The sequence below is a fragment of the Micromonospora sp. DT63 genome (assembly GCF_049841615.1).
Lineage (GTDB): Bacteria > Actinomycetota > Actinomycetes > Mycobacteriales > Micromonosporaceae > Micromonospora.
This window is the reverse complement of sequence record NZ_JBNCKQ010000005.1, coordinates 393524-417474: the sequence shown is the minus strand read 5'-3', so window position 1 is coordinate 417474 and position 23951 is coordinate 393524. Positions and strand designations below refer to the sequence as shown.

At 73.0% G+C, this 23951-nt stretch carries 29 protein-coding genes and 1 pseudogene; 2 read left to right on the top strand and 28 right to left on the bottom strand.

The window, feature by feature from the left end; all coding sequences use genetic code 11:
* Positions 1-11: 11 nt before the first annotated feature.
* Positions 12-1115, bottom strand: a complete 1104-nt coding sequence (locus ACLQ27_RS21015) for a helix-turn-helix domain-containing protein (RefSeq protein ID WP_425868236.1) — start codon at positions 1113-1115, stop codon at positions 12-14.
* A 163-nt stretch (positions 1116-1278) separates the two neighbouring features.
* Here ACLQ27_RS21015 and ACLQ27_RS21010 point away from each other — a divergent pair, with 163 nt between their 5' ends.
* Positions 1279-1527 carry a hypothetical protein gene (locus ACLQ27_RS21010; RefSeq protein WP_425868234.1) on the top strand — a complete coding sequence of 83 codons (249 nt, stop codon included), beginning with the start codon at positions 1279-1281 and terminating at the stop codon, positions 1525-1527.
* A gap of 338 nt (positions 1528-1865) precedes the next feature.
* On the opposite strand, the gene ACLQ27_RS21005 is transcribed toward ACLQ27_RS21010, so the two are convergent.
* From ACLQ27_RS21005 to hisD, 13 genes are all read right to left on the bottom strand, one after another.
* The gene (locus tag ACLQ27_RS21005; RefSeq protein WP_357498801.1) at positions 1866-2072 is read right to left on the bottom strand and encodes a DUF397 domain-containing protein; all 207 of its coding nucleotides are present in this window, start codon (positions 2070-2072) and stop codon (positions 1866-1868) included.
* A gap of 25 nt (positions 2073-2097) precedes the next feature.
* Positions 2098-2865, bottom strand: a complete 768-nt coding sequence (gene hisF, locus ACLQ27_RS21000; protein WP_357575953.1) for an imidazole glycerol phosphate synthase subunit HisF — start codon at positions 2863-2865, stop codon at positions 2098-2100.
* 76 nt (positions 2866-2941) lie between these two features.
* Entirely contained in the window at positions 2942-3940 is a 999-nt protein-coding gene (locus ACLQ27_RS20995; protein ID WP_425868231.1) for an NADP-dependent oxidoreductase, read from the bottom strand.
* Positions 3941-3986: 46 nt separating this feature from the next.
* Positions 3987-4418: an organic hydroperoxide resistance protein gene (locus ACLQ27_RS20990; protein ID WP_255787514.1), complete on the bottom strand. Its 432-nt coding sequence runs from the start codon at positions 4416-4418 to the stop codon at positions 3987-3989.
* Between the two features lie 5 nt (positions 4419-4423).
* Positions 4424-4870: a MarR family winged helix-turn-helix transcriptional regulator gene (locus tag ACLQ27_RS20985; protein ID WP_234588025.1), complete on the bottom strand. Its 447-nt coding sequence runs from the start codon at positions 4868-4870 to the stop codon at positions 4424-4426.
* Between the two features lie 78 nt (positions 4871-4948).
* Positions 4949-5338, bottom strand: a complete 390-nt coding sequence (locus ACLQ27_RS20980) for a RidA family protein (protein WP_357575950.1) — start codon at positions 5336-5338, stop codon at positions 4949-4951.
* Complete coding sequence (gene priA / locus ACLQ27_RS20975) at positions 5335-6060, bottom strand: bifunctional 1-(5-phosphoribosyl)-5-((5-phosphoribosylamino)methylideneamino)imidazole-4-carboxamide isomerase/phosphoribosylanthranilate isomerase PriA (RefSeq protein WP_234588027.1); 726 nt, start codon at positions 6058-6060, stop codon at positions 5335-5337. Before priA ends, ACLQ27_RS20980 begins: the two co-directional genes overlap by 4 nt.
* A gap of 14 nt (positions 6061-6074) precedes the next feature.
* Positions 6075-6398, bottom strand: coding sequence for a hypothetical protein (locus ACLQ27_RS20970; RefSeq protein WP_357498810.1), 324 nt, complete (start codon positions 6396-6398; stop codon positions 6075-6077).
* Positions 6399-6437: 39 nt separating this feature from the next.
* Positions 6438-7073, bottom strand: coding sequence for an imidazole glycerol phosphate synthase subunit HisH (hisH, locus tag ACLQ27_RS20965; RefSeq protein ID WP_357498812.1), 636 nt, complete (start codon positions 7071-7073; stop codon positions 6438-6440).
* Positions 7070-7243: a hypothetical protein gene (locus ACLQ27_RS20960; RefSeq protein WP_234588029.1), complete on the bottom strand. Its 174-nt coding sequence runs from the start codon at positions 7241-7243 to the stop codon at positions 7070-7072. Before ACLQ27_RS20960 ends, hisH begins: the two co-directional genes overlap by 4 nt.
* Positions 7243-7854 carry an imidazoleglycerol-phosphate dehydratase HisB gene (gene hisB, locus ACLQ27_RS20955; RefSeq protein WP_234588030.1) on the bottom strand — a complete coding sequence of 204 codons (612 nt, stop codon included), beginning with the start codon at positions 7852-7854 and terminating at the stop codon, positions 7243-7245. Before hisB ends, ACLQ27_RS20960 begins: the two co-directional genes overlap by 1 nt.
* 37 nt (positions 7855-7891) lie before the next feature.
* Positions 7892-8980: a histidinol-phosphate transaminase gene (locus tag ACLQ27_RS20950; protein ID WP_357575948.1), complete on the bottom strand. Its 1089-nt coding sequence runs from the start codon at positions 8978-8980 to the stop codon at positions 7892-7894.
* Entirely contained in the window at positions 8977-10299 is a 1323-nt protein-coding gene (gene hisD, locus ACLQ27_RS20945) for a histidinol dehydrogenase (RefSeq protein WP_234588032.1), read from the bottom strand. Before hisD ends, ACLQ27_RS20950 begins: the two co-directional genes overlap by 4 nt.
* 106 nt (positions 10300-10405) lie before the next feature.
* Here hisD and ACLQ27_RS20940 point away from each other — a divergent pair, with 106 nt between their 5' ends.
* The gene (locus tag ACLQ27_RS20940; RefSeq protein WP_234588034.1) at positions 10406-11110 is read left to right on the top strand and encodes an LON peptidase substrate-binding domain-containing protein; all 705 of its coding nucleotides are present in this window, start codon (positions 10406-10408) and stop codon (positions 11108-11110) included.
* Here the strand turns inward: ACLQ27_RS20940 and ACLQ27_RS20935 are convergent.
* The 14 genes and pseudogenes from ACLQ27_RS20935 to ftsZ all read right to left on the bottom strand — a co-directional run bounded on the left by ACLQ27_RS20935 (position 11025) and on the right by ftsZ (position 23728).
* Positions 11025-11864: a DUF2567 domain-containing protein gene (locus ACLQ27_RS20935; protein WP_425868226.1), complete on the bottom strand. Its 840-nt coding sequence runs from the start codon at positions 11862-11864 to the stop codon at positions 11025-11027. The two genes, ACLQ27_RS20940 and ACLQ27_RS20935, sit on opposite strands and share 86 nt — an antisense overlap.
* 56 nt (positions 11865-11920) lie before the next feature.
* Positions 11921-13642: an AAA family ATPase gene (locus ACLQ27_RS20930; protein ID WP_425868224.1), complete on the bottom strand. Its 1722-nt coding sequence runs from the start codon at positions 13640-13642 to the stop codon at positions 11921-11923.
* 74 nt (positions 13643-13716) lie between these two features.
* Complete coding sequence (locus tag ACLQ27_RS20925) at positions 13717-14745, bottom strand: hypothetical protein (protein ID WP_425868222.1); 1029 nt, start codon at positions 14743-14745, stop codon at positions 13717-13719.
* 42 nt (positions 14746-14787) lie between these two features.
* Positions 14788-15732: an RluA family pseudouridine synthase gene (locus tag ACLQ27_RS20920; protein ID WP_234588042.1), complete on the bottom strand. Its 945-nt coding sequence runs from the start codon at positions 15730-15732 to the stop codon at positions 14788-14790.
* Positions 15729-16343: a signal peptidase II gene (lspA, locus tag ACLQ27_RS20915; RefSeq protein WP_357575943.1), complete on the bottom strand. Its 615-nt coding sequence runs from the start codon at positions 16341-16343 to the stop codon at positions 15729-15731. The genes ACLQ27_RS20920 and lspA overlap by 4 nt, the downstream gene beginning before the upstream one ends.
* Before the next feature lie 65 nt (positions 16344-16408).
* Positions 16409-16828: a TraR/DksA family transcriptional regulator gene (locus ACLQ27_RS20910; RefSeq protein ID WP_007463005.1), complete on the bottom strand. Its 420-nt coding sequence runs from the start codon at positions 16826-16828 to the stop codon at positions 16409-16411.
* 221 nt (positions 16829-17049) lie between these two features.
* Positions 17050-18549: a potassium/proton antiporter gene (locus ACLQ27_RS20905; protein WP_357498827.1), complete on the bottom strand. Its 1500-nt coding sequence runs from the start codon at positions 18547-18549 to the stop codon at positions 17050-17052.
* A 22-nt stretch (positions 18550-18571) separates the two neighbouring features.
* Positions 18572-18883, bottom strand: coding sequence for a DUF167 domain-containing protein (locus ACLQ27_RS20900; protein WP_425868219.1), 312 nt, complete (start codon positions 18881-18883; stop codon positions 18572-18574).
* A gap of 413 nt (positions 18884-19296) precedes the next feature.
* A pseudogene (locus ACLQ27_RS20895) lies at positions 19297-19707 on the bottom strand (hypothetical protein); the annotation flags it as partial.
* An 80-nt stretch (positions 19708-19787) separates the two neighbouring features.
* Complete coding sequence (locus tag ACLQ27_RS20890) at positions 19788-20594, bottom strand: DivIVA domain-containing protein (protein WP_007463015.1); 807 nt, start codon at positions 20592-20594, stop codon at positions 19788-19790.
* A gap of 44 nt (positions 20595-20638) precedes the next feature.
* Positions 20639-20944 carry a YggT family protein gene (locus tag ACLQ27_RS20885; RefSeq protein WP_088949372.1) on the bottom strand — a complete coding sequence of 102 codons (306 nt, stop codon included), beginning with the start codon at positions 20942-20944 and terminating at the stop codon, positions 20639-20641.
* A 30-nt stretch (positions 20945-20974) separates the two neighbouring features.
* Entirely contained in the window at positions 20975-21670 is a 696-nt protein-coding gene (locus ACLQ27_RS20880) for a cell division protein SepF (protein ID WP_357498831.1), read from the bottom strand.
* 189 nt (positions 21671-21859) lie between these two features.
* Entirely contained in the window at positions 21860-22603 is a 744-nt protein-coding gene (locus ACLQ27_RS20875) for a YggS family pyridoxal phosphate-dependent enzyme (protein WP_425868216.1), read from the bottom strand.
* Between the two features lie 9 nt (positions 22604-22612).
* Positions 22613-23728: a cell division protein FtsZ gene (gene ftsZ / locus ACLQ27_RS20870; protein ID WP_234588050.1), complete on the bottom strand. Its 1116-nt coding sequence runs from the start codon at positions 23726-23728 to the stop codon at positions 22613-22615.
* Positions 23729-23951 lie beyond the last annotated feature (223 nt).

Sequence of the window (23951 nt, the reverse complement as noted above, 5' to 3'; positions counted from 1 at the left end):
GGCAGCGGAGCCTAGGTCCGCATCCGGTCGGCGAGATCAGTGAACGCGGGCCGCGATCGTTCCACTGTGGGTACCGCATCCGCGACCTGTGCGGCCACGGACCGCAGCGAGTGGTTGTGCAGGTGGGCCGGCAGCGCGTCGAGGGTGTCGGCGGCACACCGCAATCCGTCGGGAATGTGCCCGCCACGGATCAGGCGGGCAGCCTGATGCAGTTGTACCTGCGCACGTAGCCGGGTCTGCGAGGCCGGATACAGGCCGAGGGCCAGCTCCTGCGCGACCTCGGCGTCGCCCAGCCGGCCGGAGTGGGTGTACACCCACGATTCAGTGTGGTGAATCCGATGCTCCGGCCATCCCCACAGCGACTCCACATCGGTCACGACTGCGGCTGGTAACCGCTGAGCGACGTCGACGAGTTGCCGCACCGTCGCCACCGCCTCCGCATGCCGTCCGGCCAACGAGAGTGCCTGGGCCCGGCCGGCGAGCAGTCCGCACACCGCGGACGTGGCCTGTCGACCCAGCAGCGGCAGCACGTCGTCGGACAGGGCGACGACCGCCGACGGCGCACGTCCGTCGTAGCAACCGTTGACCACATCCCACGCCCGCACCAACACCCGGGTATCGGAGTCCTCGGACTGGTCGGCGATCCGATGGGCGGTCTGCCACCAGCGCCGGCCCAGCACGATCTGGCCCGAGGCGACAAGGCTCAACGCGACGATGACGGACAGGCGCGCGGCAGCTCGCAGGAGACCAGGACGACGCGCGCCCGGGTCGGCCGCGATCTGGTGCTGCAGCACCGTCAGGTCGGCACTCAGGTGGGCCATCAACGCGGGACGGGGTTGCCGGTAGTAGCCGCCAGGGCCGTCATGGCCCGCAACATGGTACGTCGGTGCAGGTCGGTGGCACCGGCCCGCTCGCTCCGGTACGCATCGACGAGCGCCCCGTCGGCATTCCAGTGCCCGGTCGCAGGCCGTGGCCAGCGCTTCGGTGGGGCGGCGTTCACCGCGCTCCACCTGGGAGATGTGGCTGTACTGGAAATGGATGGTCGCACCGAGCTGCCGCAGGGACAGTCCGGCGTTCTCCCGATGCTGCCGGAGCAGCTTCCCGAAAGCGTCCATGGCCGGCTCCCAGCGTGTGCAGGAGCGTGTGCACAACGCGCACGCCTGCCGTACGGGCAGCTTATCGGCCACGCTCGACGTGTCAGCCCACCTGGGACAGCAACTTGCCTCGGAAACTCGCTGCCGTTTTGAGTGATGTCACCCCCTGCCCCCAGAGCCGACCATGACCGACAGCCTTCACGTGCCAGTGGGCACCCTGCTGCACCTGCTGGCATGGGAGATCGCCCCCAACCCCACCAACCGCGACGAACTGGTGTGGACGGTGGTGGTAGACCACCAGCCGGTCGGCGGCATGGTGCGGCTGCGCGGGCACACCTGTGCTGGCCTCGTACCGGACTGTGCGGGCGGCTGGTGCTTCGACGCACGGATTTCGGTCGCGGCGATCCGCGCGAACATGAGTGGAGCCCGGTGAGTGCACCCACCGCCGAGCAACTGGCCCGCTGGTGGCGGATTCTGGCCGAGCACGAGCCGCGACACGGACGATGCCCGGTCTGCGGCACCCGCGCGCGGTGCTGGGCATGGGCGGGAGCATTCGCAGACTTGTCGCACACGACGCGTACCATCTGGGTCCGCCGTCAGCCTGCGCCGGCGGTCGGCGGTGGCCCTCGGTCACCGCCGTGGGGGCGGATGCGGTGGTGAGCGGTATACCTGAGAGTCATATTGATACCTCTGAGGTATACCGCTCAACAGCACATCGACACGGCGGGCAGCCAGAGCGGATCAGCGGCATCGGTGTTCGAGTTGCGCGGATCAGGGCCGCGGGCTGGCGTGCTTGACCCCGTCGATGAATGCCGTCCACGCCGCCACGGTCACGACCAGCGACGGGCCGCACCGGTCCGTGGAGTCACGGATGCCGACCGCGTGCGACGCCAGAGCGACTTCGACGCACTGCGCATTTTCGTTCAGGCTACGGCTGCTCTTGCGCCAGGTGGAGGTGGTCAGGAAGTCGCGCTTCACGTGGTCCTCCTTCGCTGCGGGCCCGCTAGCGCACCGGGTGGCCGCTGCGGCGCAGGGCGTCCTTGACCTCGCCCACCGTCAGCTCGCCGAAGTGGAAGACGCTGGCCGCGAGGACCGCGTCGGCCCCGGCCCCGATCGCGGGCGGGAAGTGCGCCACCTCGCCGGCCCCGCCGCTGGCGACGACCGGCACGTCCACCACGGCCCGCACCGCGCCGATCAGTTCCAGGTCGAAGCCCGCCTTGGTGCCGTCGGCGTCCATCGAGTTGAGCAGGATCTCCCCCGCGCCCAGCTCGGCCACCTGCCGCGCCCAACGCACCGCGTCGATGCCGGTGCCGCGCCGGCCACCGTGGGTGGTGACCTCGAACCCGCTGGGCGTGCCGCCGGCCGGGGCGCGGCGTACGTCGAGGGAGAGCACGAGCACCTGCCGGCCGAACCGGTCGGCGATCTCGGCGATCAGCTCCGGCCGCGCGATGGCGGCGGTGTTCACGCCGACCTTGTCCGCGCCGGCGCGCAGCAGCGTGTCGACGTCGCCGACCTGCCGGACCCCGCCCCCGACCGTCAGCGGGATGAAGACCGTCTCGGCGGTGCGGCGCACCACGTCGAGCATCGTCCCCCGGTCGCTGGAGGAGGCGGTGACGTCGAGGAAGGTCAGCTCGTCGGCGCCGGCCCGGTCGTACGCGGCGGCCAGCTCCACCGGGTCGCCGGCGTCCCGCAGGTCGACGAAGTTGACCCCCTTGACCACGCGCCCGGCGTCCACGTCGAGGCAGGGGATCACGCGTACCGCCACCGTCATGCCGTCACCCTATCTTCCGCGCGTGGCACGGCGGCCGACCCGACCGGGCCGACCGCCGTACGCGATGTGCGGGTGCTCACACCCGGACGAGCATCTTGCCCAGGTTCTCGCCGCGCAGCAGGCCGAGGAACGCCGCCGGGGCGTTCTCGATGCCGTCGACGACCGTCTCGTCGTAGGAGAGCGTGCCCTCGCGCAGCCAGCCCGCGACGTCGTTGACGAACGCCTTCCGCAGGTGGTTGTGGTCGTTGACCAGGAAGCCGCGCAGGGTGAGCCGCTTGCCGATGACCAGCGACAGGTTGCGGGGCGCGGCGGGCGGCTCGGTGTCGTTGTACTGCGCGATCATGCCGCAGATGGCGGCGCGGCCGTGCAGGTTCATGGCCGAGATCGCCGCCTCCAGGTGGTCGCCGCCGACGTTGTCGAAGTAGACGTCGACGCCGTCCGGGGCGGCGGCCCGCAGCGAGTCGCGGACCGGCCCGTCGTGGTAGTCGAACGCGGCGTCGAAGCCCAGCGCCCGCAGCCGCTCGACCTTGGCGGCCGAGCCGGCGCTGCCGATGACGCGGCCGGCGCCCTTGAGCTTGGCGATCTGACCCACCAGGCTGCCGACCGAGCCGGCCGCAGCCGAGACGAAGACCGTCTCGCCGGGCTTCATCGCGGCGACCTCCAGCAGACCGGCGTACGCGGTCAGCCCGGGCATGCCGAGCACGCTGAGGTAGGCGCTGGCCGGGGCGAGGGCCGGGTCGACCCTGCGCGCGCCGCTGGCGTCGAGCAGCGCGTACTCCCGCCAGCCCAGCCCGTGCAGCACTGTGTCGCCGACCGCGAGGTCGGCCGACTCGCTGGCCACCACCTCGCCGATCGCGGCCCCGTCGAGCGGGGCGTCGAGGGCGTACGGCGGCACGTACGACTTGACGTCGTTCATGCGTCCCCGCATGTACGGGTCGACGGACATGAACTGGTTGCGGACCACGATCTGGCCCGGTCCGGGCGTCGGGACGTCGGTCTCGACGAGCCGGAAGGTGTCCTCGGTGGGCCAGCCCTCGGGGCGGCTGGCCAGGTGGATCTCACGGTTGCTGGTCATCGGGTGGTCGTCCTCTCGTCCGCGGGTGGGGTCCGGGTCCGCGACGTCAGGCGGCCAGGGTCTCGCGGACGGTCAGCGCGACGTCGATGTTGCCGCGGGTCGCGTTGGAGTACGGGCAGACCTGGTGGGCCTGCTCGACGATCTGCTCGGCGGCGTCGCGGGCGACGGCGGGCAGGTCGACGACGAGCTGCACGGTGAGCCCGAAGCCACCGCTGCCGTTCGGGCCGATGCCCACCTCGGCGGCGACGACGGAGCCGGTCACGTCGGCCTTGGCGCGGCGGGCCACCAGGCGCAGGGCGCTGTGGAAACAGGCCGCGTAGCCGGCGGCGAAGAGCTGCTCCGGGTTGGCGGCGCCACCCGCGCCACCCATCTCCTTCGGCACCGCCAGGTCGAGCGCGAGCGTGCCGTCGGAGGTCTCGACGTGGCCGTCCCGGCCGTCGCCGGTGGCGGTCGCGGACGCGGTGTAGAGAACCTGCATGAGAGTCACTGCTCCTTCTGTCGGTGGATGGTCTCGGTGACCCGGGTGAGCGTGTCGCGCAGGGCGACAAGCTCGGCGATGCCCAGCCCGGTGGCCTGCGCGATCCGCAGCGGAACGTCGCAGAGCTGCTCCCGCAGCGCCCGACCCTGCTCGGTCAGGCCCACCTCGACCCGCCGTTCGTCGCGCGCCGACCGCCGCCGCACCACCAGGCCCGCACCCTGAAGCCGCTTGAGCAGCGGGGAGAGCGTGCCGGAGTCCAGCCGCAGCTCGGCGCCCAGCTCGGACACCGTGGGCGCGTCGTCGGGACGTTCCCAGAGCACCAGCAGCACCAGGTACTGCGGGTAGGTCAGCCCGAACTCGTCGAGGATCGGCCGGTACACGTCGGTGAGGGCGCGCGACGCGGCGTAGAGCGCGAAGCACACCTGCCGGCGCAGCACCAGGTCATCGGTCACCACTGAACCGTAGCCCGCAATTAAGTTGTGCACAACTTATCGGGCCGGAACGCGGCCGTGACGAGGACCACCGGCGACTCAGCGCTCGCCGACGAACGCCTCCAACTCCACCTCGACCAGATGCTCCGGATCGAGCAGACCCGCCACCACCACAAGCGTCGCCACCGGACGGACCGCCCCGAAGACCGCGTTGTGCGCCCGACCCACCTCGTCGGCGTGCAGCCGGTCCGTCACGTACATCCGGGTCCGGACGACGTCACCCGGCTGCACGCCCACCTCGGCGAGCGCCGCCAACCCGATCCGCAACGCCTGCGCCGTCTGCGCGGCGGCGTCCCCGACGTGCACCACCCGACCGTCGACGGTGGACGTACAGCCGGCCGTCCAGGCCAGGTCACCGGCCCGGACCACCCGGGAATAGCCGTAGCTCTGCTCCCACGGCCCTCCCGAACCCAGCCGGGTGACAGTCACGCCTCGGCCAACGTGCGCAGCGCCTCGGCCACCGTGAACGCGCCCGCGTACAGCGCCTTGCCGGCGATCACGCCCTCCACGCCCAGCGGCTCCAGGGTGGCCAGCGCCCGCAGATCGTCCAGGGTGGACACGCCACCCGAGGCGATCACCGGCCGGTCGGTACGCGCGCACACCTCGCGCAGCAGATCCAGATTCGGCCCACGCATCGTGCCGTCCTTGGTGATGTCGGTGACCACGTACCGCGTGGCGCCCGCCTTGTCCAGGCGCTCCAGCACCTCGTACAGGTCACCGCCGTCCCGGGTCCACCCCCGCGCGGACAGGGTCTGACCGCGTACGTCCAGCCCGATGGCGACCCGGTCGCCGTACTCCCCGACGACCCGGTCGCACCACACCGGGTCCTCCAACGCGGCGGTGCCGATGTTCACCCTGCTCGCGCCGGTGCCCAACGCCGCCCGCAGCGACTCGTCGTCCCGGATGCCGCCGGACAACTCCACCTGCACGTCCAACTGGCGCACCACCTCGGCCAGCAGGTGCGCGTTGGTGCCCCGGCCGAACGCCGCGTCCAGGTCGACCAGGTGGATCCACTCGGCGCCGTCGCGCTGCCACGCCAGCGCCGCGTCCAACGGGTCGCCGTAGACGCTCTCGCTGCCGGCGGCGCCCTGCACGAGCCGGACAGCCCGGCCGTCGGCGACATCCACGGCGGGTAACAGGGTGAGGCTCAACGTCATCTCCTCGATCAGGTACGGCGGTCCAGGGCGATCACCACGATCGCCGGCAGTACGAGCAGCAACAGCACGATCAGCGCGACACGCAACGCCACATCGTCGACGAACGTCCAGATCACAATCATCGCCGCCACGGTGAGCAGCACGATCGCCGCCCGCTCACCCCGCGTGTGCCGAGCCAGCCGGCCCGTGCGGCCCCGCCGCAACTGCGGCGTCAACCGGCGGACCACCGCGCGGCGGCGCTGCCGACGCGCCACCCGGCGCTGCCGGGCCGCCCGCTCCCGCGCCAGGTCAGCCTCACGTTCGGCCCGCCGACGGGCCCGCTCCCGGCTCACCGCGACGCCCGCCGGACGGACACCGGACGGTGCCGGCGCTCAGTCACCGGCGGGCAGAGTGGCGAGCCAGTTGCGCAGCAACGCGGCACCGGTCTCGGCGGACTTCTCCGGGTGGAACTGCGCCGCCGACAGCGGCCCACGCTCCACCGCGGCCACGAAGTCGGTGTCGTGGTGCGCCGTCGTCACCACGGCCCCCGCCGCCGCCAACGCCGCCGGGTCACCCATCGCGTACGAGTGCACGAAGTAGAACCGGCTCTCCGGCGGCAACCCGGCGAACAGCACCGACCCCCGCGGCGCGCGGACCGTGTTCCAGCCCATGTGCGGCAGACGGTGCGCGGCCAACCGGGTCACCCCACCGGGCAGCAACCCCAGGCCCTTCGTCACCACCCCGTGCTCCTCGCCGTGCTCGAAGAGCACCTGCATGCCCACGCAGATGCCGAGCACCGGCCGGCCCGCGGCCACCCGCTCCGCGATCACCGGCCCGGCGCCGAGCGCCTCGATACCCGCCATGCACGCCGCGTAGGCGCCCACACCCGGCACCACCAGACCGTCCGCGGCGGCCGCCGCGGCGAGGTCGTCGGTCACCCGGACGGACGCGCCCGCGGCGGCCAGCGCCCGCTCCGCCGAGCGCAGGTTGCCCGAGCCGTAGTCGAGCACCACCACGTCGGCGGTCACGACCCCGACTCCGGGATCAGCCGGAGCACCCCGGCGGCCGTGGCCAGCAGCGCGAGCAACGCGGTGATCACCACCGCGGCCCTCGGCGCACCCTGCCGGTGCAGCGACCACGCGCCACCCACCAGCACACCGGCCAGGATCAGCAGCAACGTCGGCAACGCGGCACCCATTAGAGCGCCCCCTTCGTGCTCGGGATCGCGCCCGCCGCCCGCGGGTCGATCGCGGTGGCCTCGCGCAGCGCCCGGGACACCGCCTTGAACTGGGCCTCCACCACGTGGTGCGCGTCCGGGTGCCCACCGGGACGGGCCGCGCGCAGCACGTCGACGTGCAGGGTGATCCGGGCCGCCTGGCCGAACGACTCCCAGATGTGCCGGGTCATGCTGGTCGGGTACACCGGCCCGATGTACGGCGCGAGGACCGGCTCGTCGTGCACCACGTACGGCCGGCCGGACAGGTCCACCGCGGCCCGGACCAGCACCTCGTCCATCGGGACGGTCGCCGAGCCGTATCGCCGGATGCCGGCCTTGTCGCCCAGCGCCTGGTCGAACGCGGCGCCCAGCGCGAGCGCGGTGTCCTCCATCGTGTGGTGCGCGTCGATCTCCAGGTCACCCACGGTGCGCACGGTCAGGTCGTAGCCGCCGTGGCGGGCGATCTGGTTCAGCATGTGGTCGTAGAAGCCCACGCCGGTGCTGATCTCGGCCGTGCCGGTGCCGTCGAGGTCGATCTCGACGAGAACCTTGGTTTCCTTGGTGATCCGCTCCACCCGGGCGGTCCGGCTCATTGCATACCTTTCGGTCGCGACTGCGGGGCTCGCAAGCTCACTGCTCGCGCTCCCATCGCACGGTCTCCATTGCGGCTAGGAAGGCGTCGGTCTCGTCGGGGGTGCCGGCGGTCACCCGCAGCCAACCGGGCAGGCCGACGTCGCGGACCAGCACCCCCTGCGCCAGCAGGGCCTGCCAGGCGGCGGCCTGGTCGCCACCGGCCTCGAACAGCACGAAGTTGGCGTCGCTGTCGGCCACCCGCAGGCCCCGTTCGCGCAGCGTCGCGACGATCCGGTCCCGCTGGGCCATGATCGCGCTCACCGTACCCAGCAGGGCGTCGCGGTGGGCCAGCGCCGCGCGGGCGGCGGCCTGGGTGAGCACGGACAGGTGGTACGGCAGACGGACCAGCTGCACCGCGCGCACCACCGCCGGATCGGCGGCCAGGTAGCCCAGCCGGCCACCGGCGAAGCCGAACGCCTTGCTCATCGTGCGGGTGACCACGAGCCGCGGGTGGCCGGGCAGCACCGCGAGGGCGCTGACCGTGCCCGGCCGGGCGAACTCGGCGTACGCCTCGTCGACGATCACCATGCCGGGCGCGACGTCGAGCACCGCGGCGACCACCGCCGGGTCCAGCGCCGTGCCGGTGGGGTTGTTCGGCGAGCAGAGGAAGACCACGTCGGGCCGGTGCTCGCGGACCTGCGCCACCGCCTCGTCGGCGGTCAGCCCGAAGTCGACGCCGCGCTGGGCGGGCACCCACCGGGTGCCGGTGCCCAGGGCCAGCAGCGGGTGCATCGAGTACGCCGGCACGAAACCCAGCGCGGTGCGCCCCGGCCCACCGAACGCCTGCAACAACTGCTGCTGGATCTCGTTCGAGCCATTGGCCGCCCAGACGTGCTCGACGGTCAGGCCGTGCCCGAGATATCCGGCCAGGTCGGCGCGCAGCGCCACCGCGTCCCGGTCCGGATAGCGGTTCAGGTCGCGCAACTCGGCGGCGAGCGCCTTGCCGATCGCGTCGACGACGGGCTCCGGCACCGGGTAGGAGTTCTCGTTGGTGTTGAGCCGCACCGCCACGTCGAGCTGCGGCGCCCCGTACGGCGACAGCCCGCGCAGGTCGTCGCGGATCGGCAGATCATCGAGGGAGGTCACGCCACCCCTCCCGGGAAGCGGGCCTGCACGGCCTGGCCGTGCGCCGGCAGGTCCTCCACGTTGGCCAGGGCGACCACGTGCGGGGCCACCTCGCGCAGCGCGGCCTCGGTGTACTCGATCAGGTGCACGCCGCGCAGGAACGACTGCACCGACAACCCGGACGAGTGCCGGGCGCAGCCGCCGGTGGGCAGCACGTGGTTGGAGCCGGCGCAGTAGTCGCCGAGCGACACCGGCGACCACGCCCCCACGAAGATCGCTCCGGCGTTGCGCACCCGCAGCGCCCACTCCCGGGCGTCGACCGTCTGGATCTCCAGGTGCTCGGCCGCGTACGCGTCGACCACCCGCAGCCCCGCCTCGAGGTCGTCGACCAGGACCACGCCGCTCTGCTCACCGGTCAGCGCCGTGGTCACCCGCTCGGCGTGCTTGGTGGCGGGCACCTGCCGGGCCAGCTCCGTCTCGACCGCCTCGACCAACGCCAGCGACGGGGTGACCAGCACGCTCGCGGCGAGCGGGTCGTGCTCGGCCTGACTGATCAGGTCGGCGGCGACGTGCGCCGGGTCGGCGCTGTCGTCGGCCAGGATCGCGATCTCGGTCGGGCCGGCCTCGGCGTCGATGCCGACGACACCCCGCAGCAGCCGCTTGGCGGCGGTCACCCAGATGTTGCCCGGGCCGGTGACCAGGTCGACGGGCTCGCACCGCAGCGCGCCCGTCGGGTCGACGGCGGACCCGTACGCCAGCATCGCCACCGCCTGGGCGCCGCCCACGGCGTAGACCTCGTCGACGCCGAGCAGCGCGCACGCGGCCAGCACCCGGGGGTCGGGCAGGCCGCCGTTGTCCTTCTGCGGCGGGCTGACCACCACCAGCGAGCGCACCCCGGCCGCCTGGGCCGGCACCACGTTCATCACCACCGTCGACGGGTACATCGCCAGGCCGCCGGGCACGTAGAGGCCCACCCGGTCGACGGGCAGCCACCGCTCGGTGACCGTGCCACCGGGCACCACCCGGGTCGTGTGGTCGGTGCGCCGCTGGTCGTCGTGCACCCTGCGGGCCCGGGCGATCGACTCCAGCAGGGCGGCACGCACAGCCGGGTCGAGCACACCCTCGGCCTCGGCGATCGCCTCCACCGGCACCCGCAGCACCTCCGGTGAGATGCCGTCGAACCGCTCACTGGCCTCCCGGATCGCCGGGTACCCATGCTCCCGGACCGCCTCGACGAGCGGCTTGATCCGCTCGACGGCCACCGACACGTCGAGCTGGGCACGGGGCAGCAGGCGGCGCGGGTCCACGAGACCGTCGCGCAGGTCGATCCGATTCAGCACCCTTGCGAGTCTAGGCGGCCCGACCGGAGCTCACCCCAGCCGCCCGCTCGGCGGGACGGTGAGCCGGGCCACGCCGGCGCGGGCGCGATTGGTTAGGCTCGACCACGTGACCGCACGGCTGCCGGTGTTCCCGCTCGCAACGGTGCTCTTTCCCGGGTTGGTGCTGCCGCTGCACATCTTCGAGGAGCGCTACCGGGCCCTGGTCCGGCACCTGGTCGACCTGCCCGAGGGCGCGTCCCGCGAGTTCGGGGTGGTGGCCATCCAGGCCGGCTGGGAGGTCGCGCCCGCCGGGCCCGGCGCCCGCGCGGGCACCGGCGTCGGCGACGTCACCCTGCACGAGGTGGGCTGCACCGCCGAGTTGCGCCAGGTCACCGAGCTGGCCGACGGCGGTTTCGACATCGTCACCGTCGGCCGCCGCCGATTCCGGATCGCCGACGTCGACGACGCGTCCGCGCCCTACCTGACCGCCGACGTCGAGTGGCTGCCCGAGGCCTCCGGGCCGGACGAGGTGGCCGACCTGCTGGCGGCCCGGGTGATCGCGGTGTTCCGGCAGTACCTGGGGCTGATCCGCCCCGACCCGGAGGAGATCTCCGAGCAGCTGCCGGAGGACCCGACGGTGCTGTCGCACCTGGTGGCGGCCACCGCCGCGCTCACCGTCGACGACCGGCAGCGGCTGCTCGCGATCGACGACACCGCCGCCCGGCTCCGCGCCGAGCTGCGACTGCTCAACCGCGAGGCGGCTCTGCTGCGCCAGGTGCGGGCGGTTCCGGTGCCGCTGTCGGAGCTGGCGTCCCCACCGACGCCCAACTGAGGGCCGCCGGGTCCGGCTCCGGCCGCAGGCCCGGCCAGCGCGACCAACCGGCCAGCAGGGTGTACGTGACAGCGGCGCCGAACGCCGGCAGCAGCAGGTTGCCGTGCGGCACCGGCAGCGCGCCGAAGATCCAGTCGATTCCGCCGGCGCGCAGGTCTGCGGGTTTGGTGAACGCCTGCCCGGCCGGGGCGTTGTCCAACAGCCGGTCGAAGGTCGCCAGCCCGACCCGACGCCCCACCTGCCAGGCCACCGGGGCGGCGGCCAGCGTGCCCAGCAGCACGCCGAGCAGCCCGACGGGGCCGCGTTGGCGGCGCAGCAGGAACCACACGGCAAGCGCCGCGAGCACCCCGAAGGCCAGCCCGAGCAGGCTGAACCAGCCGTCCGCGGCGATCGGCTGCTCCGGCTGGGGCTCGGCGTAGATCGCGCCCTCGGCGGTCTTGAGCACCGGGGTGTCCGGCGCGAGCACGGCCCAGAGCAGCCCGAGCGCCCCGCCCAGCACGGCCAGGGCGAGCACGACCCCGAGCACCGCCGCCACGGTCCGCAACGGGCGGCGCGGCTCGTCGGGGGTCAGCTCCGGCCCGCTCTGGTACGCCGTCAGGGTGGGACCCTCGCCGGGGTCGAACCCGGGCGGCGGCACGGCTGGTGGCGGCACGGCCGACCCGCTGTCGGCGGGTGCCGCACCCGACGGTGCGGGTGGGGCGGGCCGGTCGGCGTCGTCGACGTGCCGCTCAGGGTCGGGGTTGTCCGGGCTCACCCGATGATCCTCTCAGGCCCCGGGACGGGCCGGGGCGCCGGTGGCGGCGAACCAACTCACCGGGCGAACGGCTCTGCCATGGCCGCGGCGGCGCGCAGCCACGCCTGCCGGGTCTCCGGCTGGAGCTGGTGGTACTCGATCGACGAACCGGTCTCCAACGCCGGGTCGTACGGCACGACGGCCACCGCGCGGGTACGCGTCGCGAAGTGCCGTTCCAGGTCGTCCTGCAATGGCGAGCGGCCGGGAGTGGGGCAGGAGATGAGGGTGACCGCGTTGTCGGCCAGCTCGCCCATGCCCTCCTCGTGCAGCAGGTCGAGCATCCAGTCGGCACTGAACGCCGCGTCCTCCCGGGGCACGGTGGTCACCACCAGTTGGTCGGCGGCCTGCATCACGGTGCGCCAGTTGGCGCTCTCCACGTTGTTGCCGGTGTCCACGCAGACCACGTCGTGCGTACGACGCAGCAGTTCGAGCACCCGTTTGACGGTGAACTGGTCGAGTCGCTGGGCGAAGCGCGGGCTCTCCTCGCCGGCCAGCACGTCGTACGAGCCGTCGGAGGCGTGCCGCAGGTAGTCGTCCAGCCGCTCCAGCAGGGTCGCGCCCTCCAAGATCTCGATCTGGGCCAGGTCACCGATCAGGTGGCGGATGGTGCGCGCGTGGCGGGCACTCCCGGCGCGGAGCCCCAGGGTGCCGCGCAGCTCGTTGTCGTCCCAGGCCAGCACGCCCCGCCCCCGGACGCTGCCGACGGTGGCGGCGGCGAGCACCGTGGCGGTGGTCTTGTGCACGCCGCCCTTGGGGTTGGCGAACGCGAACACACGGGGTGTGCCCAGGTCGCGGCGGAGCACGCCGGTGGCGCGTTCGGACTCCTGGTCGACGCCCTGCGGTCGCCACTCGATCCGGGCGGGGTAGCCGCGCTCGGCGATGGCCGAGCCCGGTGGCGGGGTGACCGGCGGGGCGGGCGGCGGGGTGACCGGTGGCGCGACCGGCGGTGGCGCGACCGCCGCGACCGGCGGGGTCACCTGCGGCGCGGGTGTCGGGTAGCCGGTCTCCGGCTGGTAACCGGTCTCCAGCAGCGCGTACCGCGACTCCCCCGCCGGGTTGCCCGGCCGGTAACCGTTGTCCAGGAGGGCGTAGCGCGACTCCGGCTCGGCCCGGCGCGGCGGCGGCTCGGGTTCGGCCTGGTAACCCGGCTCGGCACGGTACGTCGGGTCGGCCCGGTAGCCCGGGTCGGCGCGGTACGTCGGCTCGGCCCGGTAACCCGGCTCCGACCGGTACACCGGCTCGGCCCGGTAGTCCGGCTCGGCCCGGTAGTCCGGCTCGGCCCGGTACGCGGGCTCCGCCCGATACTCCGGCTCGGCCCGGTACGCGGGCTCCGCCCGGTAGTCCGGCTCCGACCGGTAGGCGGGCTCGGCACGGTAGTCCGGCTCGGCCCGGTACGCGGGCTCGGCCCGGTAGTCCGGCTCAGCCCGGTAGCCCGGCTCGGCACGGTAGGCGGGATCGACCCGGTAGGTCGCCTCGGCCCGGTAACCGGGCTCCTGGCCGTACGACAGATCGGCCGGATGCCCGATGGCCGACGCCCGCCCCGAGTAGCCGTTGGGGGCCGCGCGCCGCGGGAGGGGATCCGGCGGCGCCTCGTCGGCCCGGCGCTCGGGCTCGGGCTGCTCAGCGGCCCGGCCGCCCAACCGGGCGCGGTCCAGCAACGCCCGCCATCTCGGCGCTGGTTCGGCCGGCCGGCCCCAGCCGGTCTCACTGCCCTCCACGGCCCGCCCTCCCAGCGCCATCGATCTCTGTCTGACAGGCTACGAACCAAACCCTATTCGGACCACACCTGAGCACGCACACCACCCGGCGCAGATCACGACGGGGAGGGCGGCAGCAGTCCGGCGTCGGGCGCGTCCGGGGAGGTGGTGACGCCCGGCGGGGCCACCTCGGTGGGTTCGGCCGAGGGCGACTCGGGTGACGGAATCGTTACGAGCGGTGCGGGTTCCGACGATTCGCCCATCGGCACCGGTGGCCTCGGCGTGCTCGACGGCGATGCGCCACTCGCCAGCGGCGTCGGCTCCGGGCTCGGGCCGGTGTCGGCAGGCGGGCGGACCACGTCGCGCTGCTCGGGCAGCGGCGGCGTGAAGACCGTACGGTCGAGTCGGTACACCTCGGGCGCCGGATCGACGGCCCGCACGTCCGGGCGGGCGGCCACGCCCCGCAGCACCTCCGGCGCCGCGCGCACCACCGCCGCGTAGACGCAGGCGCAGCCGCCGCGGTACGCCGCCGCCTCGGCGCTCGCCACGTCCGCCCCGGTGACGTACTGCTGGCGCAGCTCGCGCTCGGCGGCGCTGTCGCCGCGCACCCCGGCGGCCCTGGCCCGGTAGTCGGCGGCCTCGCCGTCCTTGCGGGCGGCCACCTGGGCCATCTGAGCGACCACGTCGTCCGGCACCCGCAGGGCCGGCATCCGGACGATCTCGGTCTGCCGGCCGGGCAGCGGCACCCGGCCGAAGACCGTCGACACCGACACGTCACCGAGCACCGCGGCCAGCCGCTGCGGCGGCAGGTACGCGTCGAGCACGACCAGGGCGTACGTCCCGTCGCCGGTGGCCGGGGCCGTCGGGTTCAGCGCGGCCAGGTCGGCCGCGGCCGAGCGCAGGTAGCCGGGAACCCAGTCGCCGTCGGCCACGCCGACGCGGGTCACCTCGCCCACCGTCCGGTCGCCCACCGGAGCTTCGTCGGCGGCCCACACGGCGGTGCCCAGCACGGCCGCCGCGGAGAGCACTGCGGCCCAGGTGAGCACCCCGGACCGCCCCGGCCGGTCACCGAGACGGGCCACCGCCCGGGTCAGCGGCGGCAGCAGCCGTTGGTCCAGCTGCCGCAGCAGGTCGCCGGCGCGCACAGGCGGGATCCCCTCGTCGGATCGATGTCGGGTGGTCGCCGCTCAGTCACGCAGGATCTCAAGCGCACGTTCCAGATCGTCAGGGTAGTCGCTGACGAACCGGACCTCGTCCCCCGAACGGGGGTGCAGAAAGCTCAGTTCGCGGGCGTGCAGCCACTGTCGGGCCAGGCCGAGACGGGCCGAGAGGGTGGGATCGGCGCCGTAGGTGAGGTCACCGACACAGGGGTGCCGCAGCGTGGAGAAGTGCACCCGGATCTGGTGCGTCCGGCCGGTCTCCAACCGCACGTCGACAAGGCTGGCCGCCGGGAACGCCTCAAGCGTGTCGTAGTGGGTGATGCTCGGCTTGCCACCGGACACCACCGCCCAGCGGTAGTCGTGGGTGGGGTGCCTGTCGATCGGCGCGTCCACGGTGCCCCGCAGCGGGTCCAGGTGCCCCTGCACCACCGCGTGGTAGCCCTTGTCCACCTCGCGGTACTTGAAGGCCCGCTTCAACGCCGTGTACGCCTGCTCGCTCTTGGCCACCACCATGATCCCCGTGGTGCCCACGTCGAGACGGTGCACCACGCCCTGCCGCTCGGCGGCGCCGCTGGTGGAGATGCGGTGCCCGATCGCGGCGAGCGCGCCGATCACCGTCGGGCCGGTCCACCCCGGGCTGGGATGCGCGGCCACGCCCACCGGCTTGTCCACCACCACGATGTCGTCGTCGGCGTACACGACGCGCAGGCCGGGCACCGCCTGCGGCACCACTGTCGGTGGGGCGACCGGGGCGGGCAGGGTGACGTCCAGCCAGGAGCCGGCCTTGACCTTGTGGGAGTTGGGCCGGGCGGCGCCGTCGACGAGGGCGTCGCCCGCGTCGACCAGGGCGGCGGCTGCGGTACGGGAGAGGCCGAACAGCCGGGACACCGCCTGGTCCAGGCGCATGCCGTCCAGGCCGTCGGGCACGGGCAGCGAACGGTGGTCGCCACCGGCGGCGAACGTGGAGGTCATGCCCGCTCCCTCTGCTCGGCGTCGGCGGTGGCGCCCGCGTCGGCGGAGGCGTCGTCCCGGCCGGCCCGCCGGCCGTCACGCTGACGACCGGTCAGCTCCAGCAGCACGGCCAGCAGCACACCGCAGACCAGCGAGCTGTCGGCCAGGTTGAACACCGGGAAGTACTCGCCGTACGGCCCGAAGACGCTGATCATGTCGACCACGTGGCCGTGGAACGGGGCGGGCGCCCGGAAGATCCGGTCCATGAGGTTGCCCAGCGCGCCACCGAGCACCAGGCCCAGGGAGATCGCCCACGGCAGGGACCGCAGTCGCAGCGCCATCCAGACGATCCAGCCGACCACGCCGATGGTGATCAGTGGAAAGACCCAGGTGTAGTTCGCACCGATGCTCCACGCGGCGCCGCTGTTGCGGGTCAGGCTCAGGTAGACCAGCCCACCCAGCACCCGGACCGGCTCGCGGTCGCTGAGCGCGGCGAGCGCGAGATGCTTGGTCACCAGGTCGGCCACCAGGGCCACCAGGGCCACCCCGGCGAGGATCGCGACGGCCCGGGGCCGGGGCTTGCCGCCGCCGGGGTCGGTGCGGCCGGGTTCGGCGGGCGGTGCTGCGGTCATGCGCTCCCCATCGAGGTGTCTCGGCGGTGATCGCTCACCGTCTCATCGCAGACGGGGACCGGGCCTCAGCGCCGCTCCTCCAACTGCTTGCACGTCACACACAGGGTGGCCGACGGGAAGGCGGCGAGGCGCTCGACCGGGATCGGGTTGCCGCACCGCTCGCACCAGCCGTAACCACCCTCGTCGAGGCGCTCCAGGGCGCGCTCGACCTGCGTGATCCGTTCCAGAATGCTGTTGGCGAGAGAGATCTCCTGCTCCCGCTCGAACGTCTTGGTGCCGGTGTCGGCCTGGTCGTCCCCGGCCGAGTCCGTCAACCGATCGCGCTGCAGCTCGGTGATCTCGCTCAGCGTCTGATCGTACTCGGCGCGCAGCTCGTCCCGCCGCGCCGCCAGCGCCGCCCGGATCTTCTCGGTCTCCGCCGCGCTGCGGGTGGCCTTGGCCACCGGCTTGCGGCCGGCGGTCCTGGTGTCGGCTGGCTTCGCCATGGGTCGCTCCTCGGCCGCGGCGCCGCTCGGTCGCGGCACCTGGTCAGGGGCGCCGACAAAGGCGTCCCCAAGTACGAAAAGGGGCGCACGGCGACGATGGCCGCGCACTCCGGAGGTTGGCAAGAATACGGAACGTACAGGCGTCCGACAACGTGGCGCACCGTCGCACCGCTCAACAGCCCCGAGCCCTGCCTAACTGGGGCAAAGGGAACGCTAGCAGATCAACCGACCGCCTCATCCCCGTACTCGCCAAACCATCGGGCCAGCCGACCCCGTCGGCTGACGGCCCGCAGCCGCCGTTCGGCGGCGTCGCGCACCCCACCGGTGGCGACGATCAGCAGGCTGTCGCCGGTTTTCAGCCGGGTGTCCGGGCCGGGCACGAAGCCCACCCCGTCGCGCAGCACCAGAGTCACCGAGGCGCCCAGCGGCAACCGCAGCTCGTCGACGTGCACGCCGGCCAGCCGCGAGCCCGGAGGCACCTCCAGTTGGAGCAGATCGGCCCGCATCCGCTCCAGTGGCGCGGTCTCCACGTGGATCTCGGTGGCCTCGGCCGGCGCGGTGGTCCCCAGCCGGCGGGCGAACGGACCGAGCGTGCTGGTCTGCACCAGCGTGAAGATCACCACCAGCACGAAGACCGCGTCGAAGAGGCGCTCCGCGCCCGGCACCCGCTCCGAGAGCGGGATGGTGGCCAACACGATCGGCACCGCCCCGCGCAGCCCGGCCCAGGACAGGAACGCCTGCTCCCGCAGGCCGACCCGGAACGGCGCCGCCGAGACGGCCACCGACAACGGCCGGGCCAGCAGCACCAGCGCCAGACCGGCCACCACCGCCGGCAGCACCGCCGCATCCAACCGGCCCGGCGAGGCCAGCAACCCGAGCAGCACGAACAGCCCGATCTGGGCGACCCACGCCAGCCCGTCGGCGAAGCCCAGGATCGCCTGCCGGTGCGACAGCCGAGCGTTGCCCAGCAGCACCCCGGCCACGTAGACGGCGAGGAAGCCCGAGGCGTGCAGAACGGCGCCTGCGGCGTACGCCAGGACGGTGATCCCCACCGCCGCGATCGGGTACAGCCCCGCGGACGGCAGCGCGGCCCGGCGCAGCGCCCACGTGCCGGCGACGCCCGCACCCACGCCCACCGCCGCGCCGACGCCCAGCTCGTAGCAGACCAGACCGACCTCGTACCACCACGGATGCGACCAGCCGGAGTGCGACAGCAGCACCACCAGCAGCACCACCGGGGCGTCGTTCATGCCCGACTCGGCCTCCAGTGTGGCCACCAGCCGCGGCGGCAGCCGCAGCCGTCGCAGGGTGGCGAACACCGCCGCCGCGTCGGTGGAGGAGAGCACCGCGCCGTAGAGCAACGCCAGCCGCCAGTCCAGACCCAGCAACAGGTGTACGGCGACGCCGACCACCACGATGCTGACGATCACGCCGACCGTGGAGAGCGCGGAGGCCAACCCGAGGACCGGACGCAGGGCGCTCCACCGGGCGGTCAGGCCACCCTCGGCGATGATCACGATGAGCGCGCAGAAGCCGAGGGTCCGGGTCAGATCGACGTCGTCAAAGCGGATACCCAACCCGCCCTCGCCGATGGCCACGCCGAGCGCCAGGTAGAACAGCAGGCTGGGCACCCCGAGGCGGCTGGAGAGCCGGACGGCGCCGACCGCCACCAACAGCACGGCCGCGCCGAGCAGCAGCGCGATGTCCAGCCCGGGCGTCACGGTTGCCGAGCCCGGGCGGTCCTCACCCTGCGGATCCGTCGCGCAGTCGGTGCAGCACGTCGGTCAGCTCGGGGCCGGGCCGGTCGACGAGGAACAGCTTGTCCCGGCTGGTCGCGCCGGTGCGCAGCGACACCGCGGCCGCCCGGACGCCCAACGCGTCGGCGAGGGCTCGGCGGGCAGCCTCGGTCGCCCGACCGTCCACGGCCGGAGCGTGGACCGCGATCACCAGGGCGGGACCGTACGCGCCGTCGAAGCGGCCGCCGACGGCGTTGCGGGAGGCGCCCGGCTTCACCCGTACCGCCACGGTGAGCGCGTCCTGCGGGGGCACCGACACCGCTCTCAGATCGGCCGGGCGTCGGTGAGCAGGGCGGTGGCCGGCGCGCACGCCGCGCACGGCGTGAAGCCGAGCTCGACGGCCTCGGCGACCGGGAGGGACTCGGGCACCCGCCCGGCCAGGCGCGGGCACCCGGCCAGGTGGTAGCGGGGTCGCCCGTCGACAACCACGACGGGGTCGGACAGCCGGGAGACCCGGGCCGCCTCGGCAGGGGTGATCGGCTGCTCGGCCGGCTCGTCGGCCAGCGCGTCGACCGAGGTCGTGCCGGAGGGGTACGCCTCTTCGCCGCGCGCCACGAAGGGCGATGCCGGGCTGACGGGCGTGGAGCGTGACCCGTCGGCCGGGGTCACGAACGACGCCTCGGGCTCGAACGGCGAGGCCGCGTCGAAGGGCGGGGCCGCGTCATACGGCGAGGCCGCGTCGAAGGGCGGGACCGCGTCGAAGGGCGGGGCCGCGTCGAAGGGCGGGACCGCCGCGGGGTCGGACGGCGGCTCGGGTGGTTGCCGCCACCCGGTGCCGCCGTTGCCGACCGTCGGAGGTACATGCTGGACCGGCACATCCGGCTGGGCCAGCGGCGGACCGTACGCGACACCCGGCTCGGCCTGGCTGGCCCTGCGGAATGTCGCGCGGTCCCGCGGACCGGCCCGACCGGGATCCGCCGTCGCGCGGTTGGCGGCTGCCTGGCGGGCGCCCACCACCAACGCGACGGCGGCCAGCAGACTGGCCGCGATGGAAATGGTCAACAGAACGCTGGAGCCACCGGCCAGACCGAACACCAGCAGCACCACAGCGACGAGGATGAGCAGAAGACTCGCGACTATCACGGCTCACCCCCGCCGCGTCGTACCGTCCAGGCAGGGCCGGCGACCGTCACCATCTGCGGACAGCGATCGCCGGCCGGTGCTCAGCGTCCGGCTTCGAGGGCGCCGGAGCGCCCGCCGCCGTACGAACCGGCGAGGCCTGCCGCCGCCAGCCCGTTGCCGCCGGCGACCCGGCCTGCCTCGGAGCGGGTCATCTCGGCTTCGAGGCCCTGGCCGCGACCGTCGAGGTCCCGCAGCTGGCTCTCCAGGTAGGCCTTGAGCCGGGTGCGGTACTCGCGCTCGAACTGCTTGAGCTCCTCGATGTGCTTCTGCAGGGCCGTGCGCTTGGCGTCCAGGCCGCCCATGGCCTCCTGGTGCCGCTGGCGGGCGTCCCGCTCCAGGGCGTCGGCCTTCGCGCGAGCCTCGCGGGTCACCTCCTCGGCCTTGCTCCGAGCCTCGGACAGGAGCTGGTCGGCCTCGCGGCGCGCGTCCGACACGTGGTCGTCGGCGGTGCGCTGGGCCATCATCAGCACGCGCAGGGCCTGCTGCTCACCGTCACCGGTGACGCCGCCGGCCGGACCGCCGGTCGCGCGGACCTGCTCCAGCTCGGCCTGCATGGCGCGGGCGGCCTGCTCGGCAGCGGACTTGTCGCGCTGCACCCTGTCCAGCTGGGCCTTGACGTCGTTGAGCTCCGCCGCCAGTCGGGCGTCGCCGCCGGGGCCGGCGGGGGCGCCGCCACGACCGCCGCGCTCCACCTGGGCGCGCAGCTCGTTGTTCTCCTCGATGAGACGGGCGAGCTCGCGCTCGACCTCATCCAGGAAGGCGTCGACCTCCTCCTCGTCATACCCCCGCTTGCCGATCGGCGGTTTCTTGAAGGCGACGTTGTGGACGTCGGCCGGGGTCAGCGGCATCGAAACTCCTCGGGTCAGTTGCGGCCGCGAAAGCGCGTCGGTCATCAGGCAGATGCCCTGATCGACGGCCCTAACACGAACTCCATCAGCACGAACAGGATAACCAGGAGCACAAGGGAGGCCAGGTCGATGCTCACGGTACCAATTCGCAGCGGAGGGATCACACGCCTCAACGCGTTGAGAGGGGGATCAGTGACGCTCCACACGGATTCCAGTCCTGCCGATGCGCCGCGTCCCGGCTGCCACCGCCGGCCGTACTGGAGGACGGCGCTCAACACGAACCGGGACAGAAGAAGAAGCAGGAAGACATAAAGGACCAGGTACAGCACTTGCAGTAAGATCGACAACACGGTCAGCGACGTCCCTCGGGTCGGGCGGGGTCAACTCAGGCTGAAAAAACCGCCCTCAGCGATCTTGGCCTTGTCCTCCGCGGTGACCTGGACATTGGCCGGTGAGAGCAGGAACACCCGATTGGTCACGCGCTCGATCGTACCGCGCAGCCCGAACGCCAGACCGGCCGCGAAGTCAACCAGACGGCGGGCGTCCGCCTCATCCATCTCGGTGAGATTGATGATCACTGGTACGCCGTCGCGGAAGTGCTCACCGATGGTGCGCGCCTCGCGGTACGTGGTCGGGTGCAGCGTGGTGATCTGATACCGCTGCTCCTCCTCGGGCACGGCCACGCGCTCCCGCGTCACGGCCTGCGGCGCGAGGGCCAGATTGTCGCGCGTGTGGTACGTCAACGCGCCCGACGTCTCACCGGCCGAGGACCGCGTGATCGACCGTACGCTGGACCGCTCGGCCCGCTCCGGACGCTCACCGTCACCGCGGTCGGACTCGCCGCCGCGCCCGGTGGACCGCTCGGAGAGCCGACCCCGCTCGCTGGCGCGCGGCCGGGGAGCCGGTGGCTCCTCGGCGTCGTCGTCGTCCTCGTCGGCGAACTCCTCGGCGTACCGGCTCTGCCGGTAACGCGACTCGCGGTAGCCACCCTTGTCGTAGCCACCGTCGTCGTAGGCCCGCTCGTCGTCTTCCTCGACGAGACCGAGCCAGACCCCCGCCTTGCGCAGTGCACCCATCCCGCGCCCTTCCGTCCGCCGTGCGGCACTCGCCCCCGTGCCATGTCGCCCGTCGCGAGTGGACAACCATGCCCATCGGACCGGAACGGCAATCCCCCTGGCGCGCGATTCGCGTCGCGCGTCACGACCCCCACAAGGATCCGCCGCCCTGAAACAACACTGATGTAATTTGCCTGTCTCGCGGTCAGGCTACCGCAGCGTGGGACGCATTCCGAGCAACGCGCTACCGACGCGGACATGTGTCGCGCCGTATCGGATCGCGATTTCCAGGTCGCCGCTCATTCCCGCCGACAACGCTGTCGCTCCCGGATGGAGCGTCCGAAACGCCTCGGCCACCTCGGCCAGTCGGGCGAAGGCCCGCTCCGGTGGCCAACCCAGCGGCGCCACCGCCATCAGACCGGCCAACCGCAGCGCGGGGGCGTCGGCCACCGCCGCAGCGACCGCCTCCAGCCCCACGCCCTCGTCGGCCGAGTCGGGCAACGCGCCGCCGCGCGCCGGGTCGCCGTCGATGCTCACCTGCACCAGGGCGTCCAGCGGCCGTTCCCGCTCCGCCGCCGAGTTACCCAGCGCGCGGGCCAACCGCACGCTGTCCACCGAGTGCACCACGTCGGCGTAGCGCACGACCGAGCGGGCCTTGTTGCGCTGCAACTGCCCGATGAAGTGCCAGCGGGGACGTACGCCGGCCGCAGCCACCTCGGCGGCCTTGCCGGCCGCCTCCTGGTCGCGGTTCTCCCCCATGTCGGTCACCCCGAGGCCGGCCAACGCCAGCACGTCACCGGCCGGGTACGTCTTGGTCACGGCGATCATCGTGACGTCGGCGGGGTCCCGGCCCGCGTCCGCGCAGGCGTCGGCGATCCGGGCCCGCACCTGGACCAGGCCCGCCGCGAGTTCGGCGCGGCGGTCCGGTCGTACCGTGGCTGAACTGTCGGTCATCGGCGGCGCTCAGGAACCGTTCTTGAGAAAGTCGGGCACGTCCACGTCGTCGAAGAGCACCCGGCGCGGCGACTGGGCCGGAGCCGGCAGGGTGGCCGGCGGCGGCACCGGGGTGCTCTGCGGCGCCGGCTGGTTCGTGTTGGTCTTGCGGGTCGGCTCGGCCGCCTTGTACGCCGGCGTGCCACCGTCGAAGCCCGCGGCGATGACCGTCACCCGCACCTCGTCACCGAGCGCGTCGTCGATCACCGCGCCGAAGATGATGTTGGCGTCCGGGTGGGCCGCGTCGGTGACCAGCTGGGCCGCGTCGTTGATCTCGAACAGGCCCAGGTCGGAGCCACCGGCGATGGAGAGCAGCACGCCGCGCGCGCCGTCCATGCTCTGCTCCAGCAGCGGGCTGGAGATGGCCGCCTCGGCCGCCTCGACCGCGCGGTTCTCCCCGCGGGCGCTGCCGATGCCCATCAACGCGCTGCCGGCGCCGCTCATCACGCTCTTGACGTCGGCGAAGTCCAGGTTGATCAGACCCGGGGTGGTGATCAGGTCGGTGATGCCCTGCACACCGGAGAGCAGCACCTGGTCGGCCGTGCGGAAGGCGTCCATCATGCTGATGTTGCGGTCACCCAGGGCCAGCAGCCGGTCGTTCGGGATGACGATCAGCGTGTCGCACTGGTTGCGCAGCTCGTCTATCCCCGTCTCGGCCTGCACCTGACGGCGCTTGCCCTCGAAGGAGAACGGGCGGGTCACCACGCCGATGGTCAGCGCGCCGAGCTTGCGGGCGATGTTGGCCACCACGGGCGCCCCACCGGTGCCGGTGCCGCCACCCTCGCCGCAGGTCACGAAGACCATGTCGGCGCCCTTGAGCACCTCCTCGATCTCGTCGCGGTGGTCCTCGGCGGCGTTCTTGCCGACGTCCGGGTTGGCCCCGGCGCCCAGGCCACGGGTCAGCTCCCGGCCGACGTCGAGCTTGACGTCGGCGTCACTCATCAGCAGCGCCTGGGCATCGGTGTTGATCGCGATGAACTCGACGCCCTTGAGCCCAACCTCGATCATCCGGTTGACGGCGTTGACGCCGCCGCCCCCGATGCCGACGACCTTGATGACCGCCAGGTAGTTGTGCGGAGGTGTCATCTCCGGTCCTTTCCTTCGAGATTGGCTTCGGCCGACCGGGTACGGCGTGGCCAGACCAGCGGCCGACGACAGCTGTCACCAGCGAGAGTCAGGGCTGAACCCTCACCCTCTACTAGAGGCTTACAGTTATGTCAACCACTGAACCTCTTCGGGGCAACGTAAGCGCCACCACGCGATGAGCCAAGGACCCGACCGGCGTGTCGCCGCCGGAGCGCGACTCGTC

What these genes read in the sequence shown, in the direction of transcription:
- ACLQ27_RS21015 (WP_425868236.1), bottom strand. Translation starts at nt 1,115, where the DNA reads ATGGACGCTTTCGGGAAGCTGCTCCGGCAGCATCGGGAGAACGCCGGA.
- ACLQ27_RS21010 (WP_425868234.1), top strand. Translation starts at nt 1,279, where the DNA reads ATGACCGACAGCCTTCACGTGCCAGTGGGCACCCTGCTGCACCTGCTG.
- hisF (WP_357575953.1), bottom strand. Translation starts at nt 2,865, where the DNA reads ATGACGGTGGCGGTACGCGTGATCCCCTGCCTCGACGTGGACGCCGGG.
- ACLQ27_RS20995 (WP_425868231.1), bottom strand. Translation starts at nt 3,940, where the DNA reads ATGACCAGCAACCGTGAGATCCACCTGGCCAGCCGCCCCGAGGGCTGG.
- ACLQ27_RS20990 (WP_255787514.1), bottom strand. Translation starts at nt 4,418, where the DNA reads ATGCAGGTTCTCTACACCGCGTCCGCGACCGCCACCGGCGACGGCCGG.
- ACLQ27_RS20960 (WP_234588029.1), bottom strand. Translation starts at nt 7,243, where the DNA reads ATGGGTGCCGCGTTGCCGACGTTGCTGCTGATCCTGGCCGGTGTGCTG.
- hisB (WP_234588030.1), bottom strand. Translation starts at nt 7,854, where the DNA reads ATGAGCCGGACCGCCCGGGTGGAGCGGATCACCAAGGAAACCAAGGTT.
- ACLQ27_RS20930 (WP_425868224.1), bottom strand. Translation starts at nt 13,642, where the DNA reads ATGGCGCTGGGAGGGCGGGCCGTGGAGGGCAGTGAGACCGGCTGGGGC.
- ACLQ27_RS20920 (WP_234588042.1), bottom strand. Translation starts at nt 15,732, where the DNA reads ATGACCTCCACGTTCGCCGCCGGTGGCGACCACCGTTCGCTGCCCGTG.
- lspA (WP_357575943.1), bottom strand. Translation starts at nt 16,343, where the DNA reads ATGACCGCAGCACCGCCCGCCGAACCCGGCCGCACCGACCCCGGCGGC.
- ACLQ27_RS20910 (WP_007463005.1), bottom strand. Translation starts at nt 16,828, where the DNA reads ATGGCGAAGCCAGCCGACACCAGGACCGCCGGCCGCAAGCCGGTGGCC.
- ACLQ27_RS20890 (WP_007463015.1), bottom strand. Translation starts at nt 20,594, where the DNA reads ATGCCGCTGACCCCGGCCGACGTCCACAACGTCGCCTTCAAGAAACCG.
- ACLQ27_RS20880 (WP_357498831.1), bottom strand. Translation starts at nt 21,670, where the DNA reads ATGGGTGCACTGCGCAAGGCGGGGGTCTGGCTCGGTCTCGTCGAGGAA.
- ACLQ27_RS20875 (WP_425868216.1), bottom strand. Translation starts at nt 22,603, where the DNA reads ATGACCGACAGTTCAGCCACGGTACGACCGGACCGCCGCGCCGAACTC.
- ftsZ (WP_234588050.1), bottom strand. Translation starts at nt 23,728, where the DNA reads ATGACACCTCCGCACAACTACCTGGCGGTCATCAAGGTCGTCGGCATC.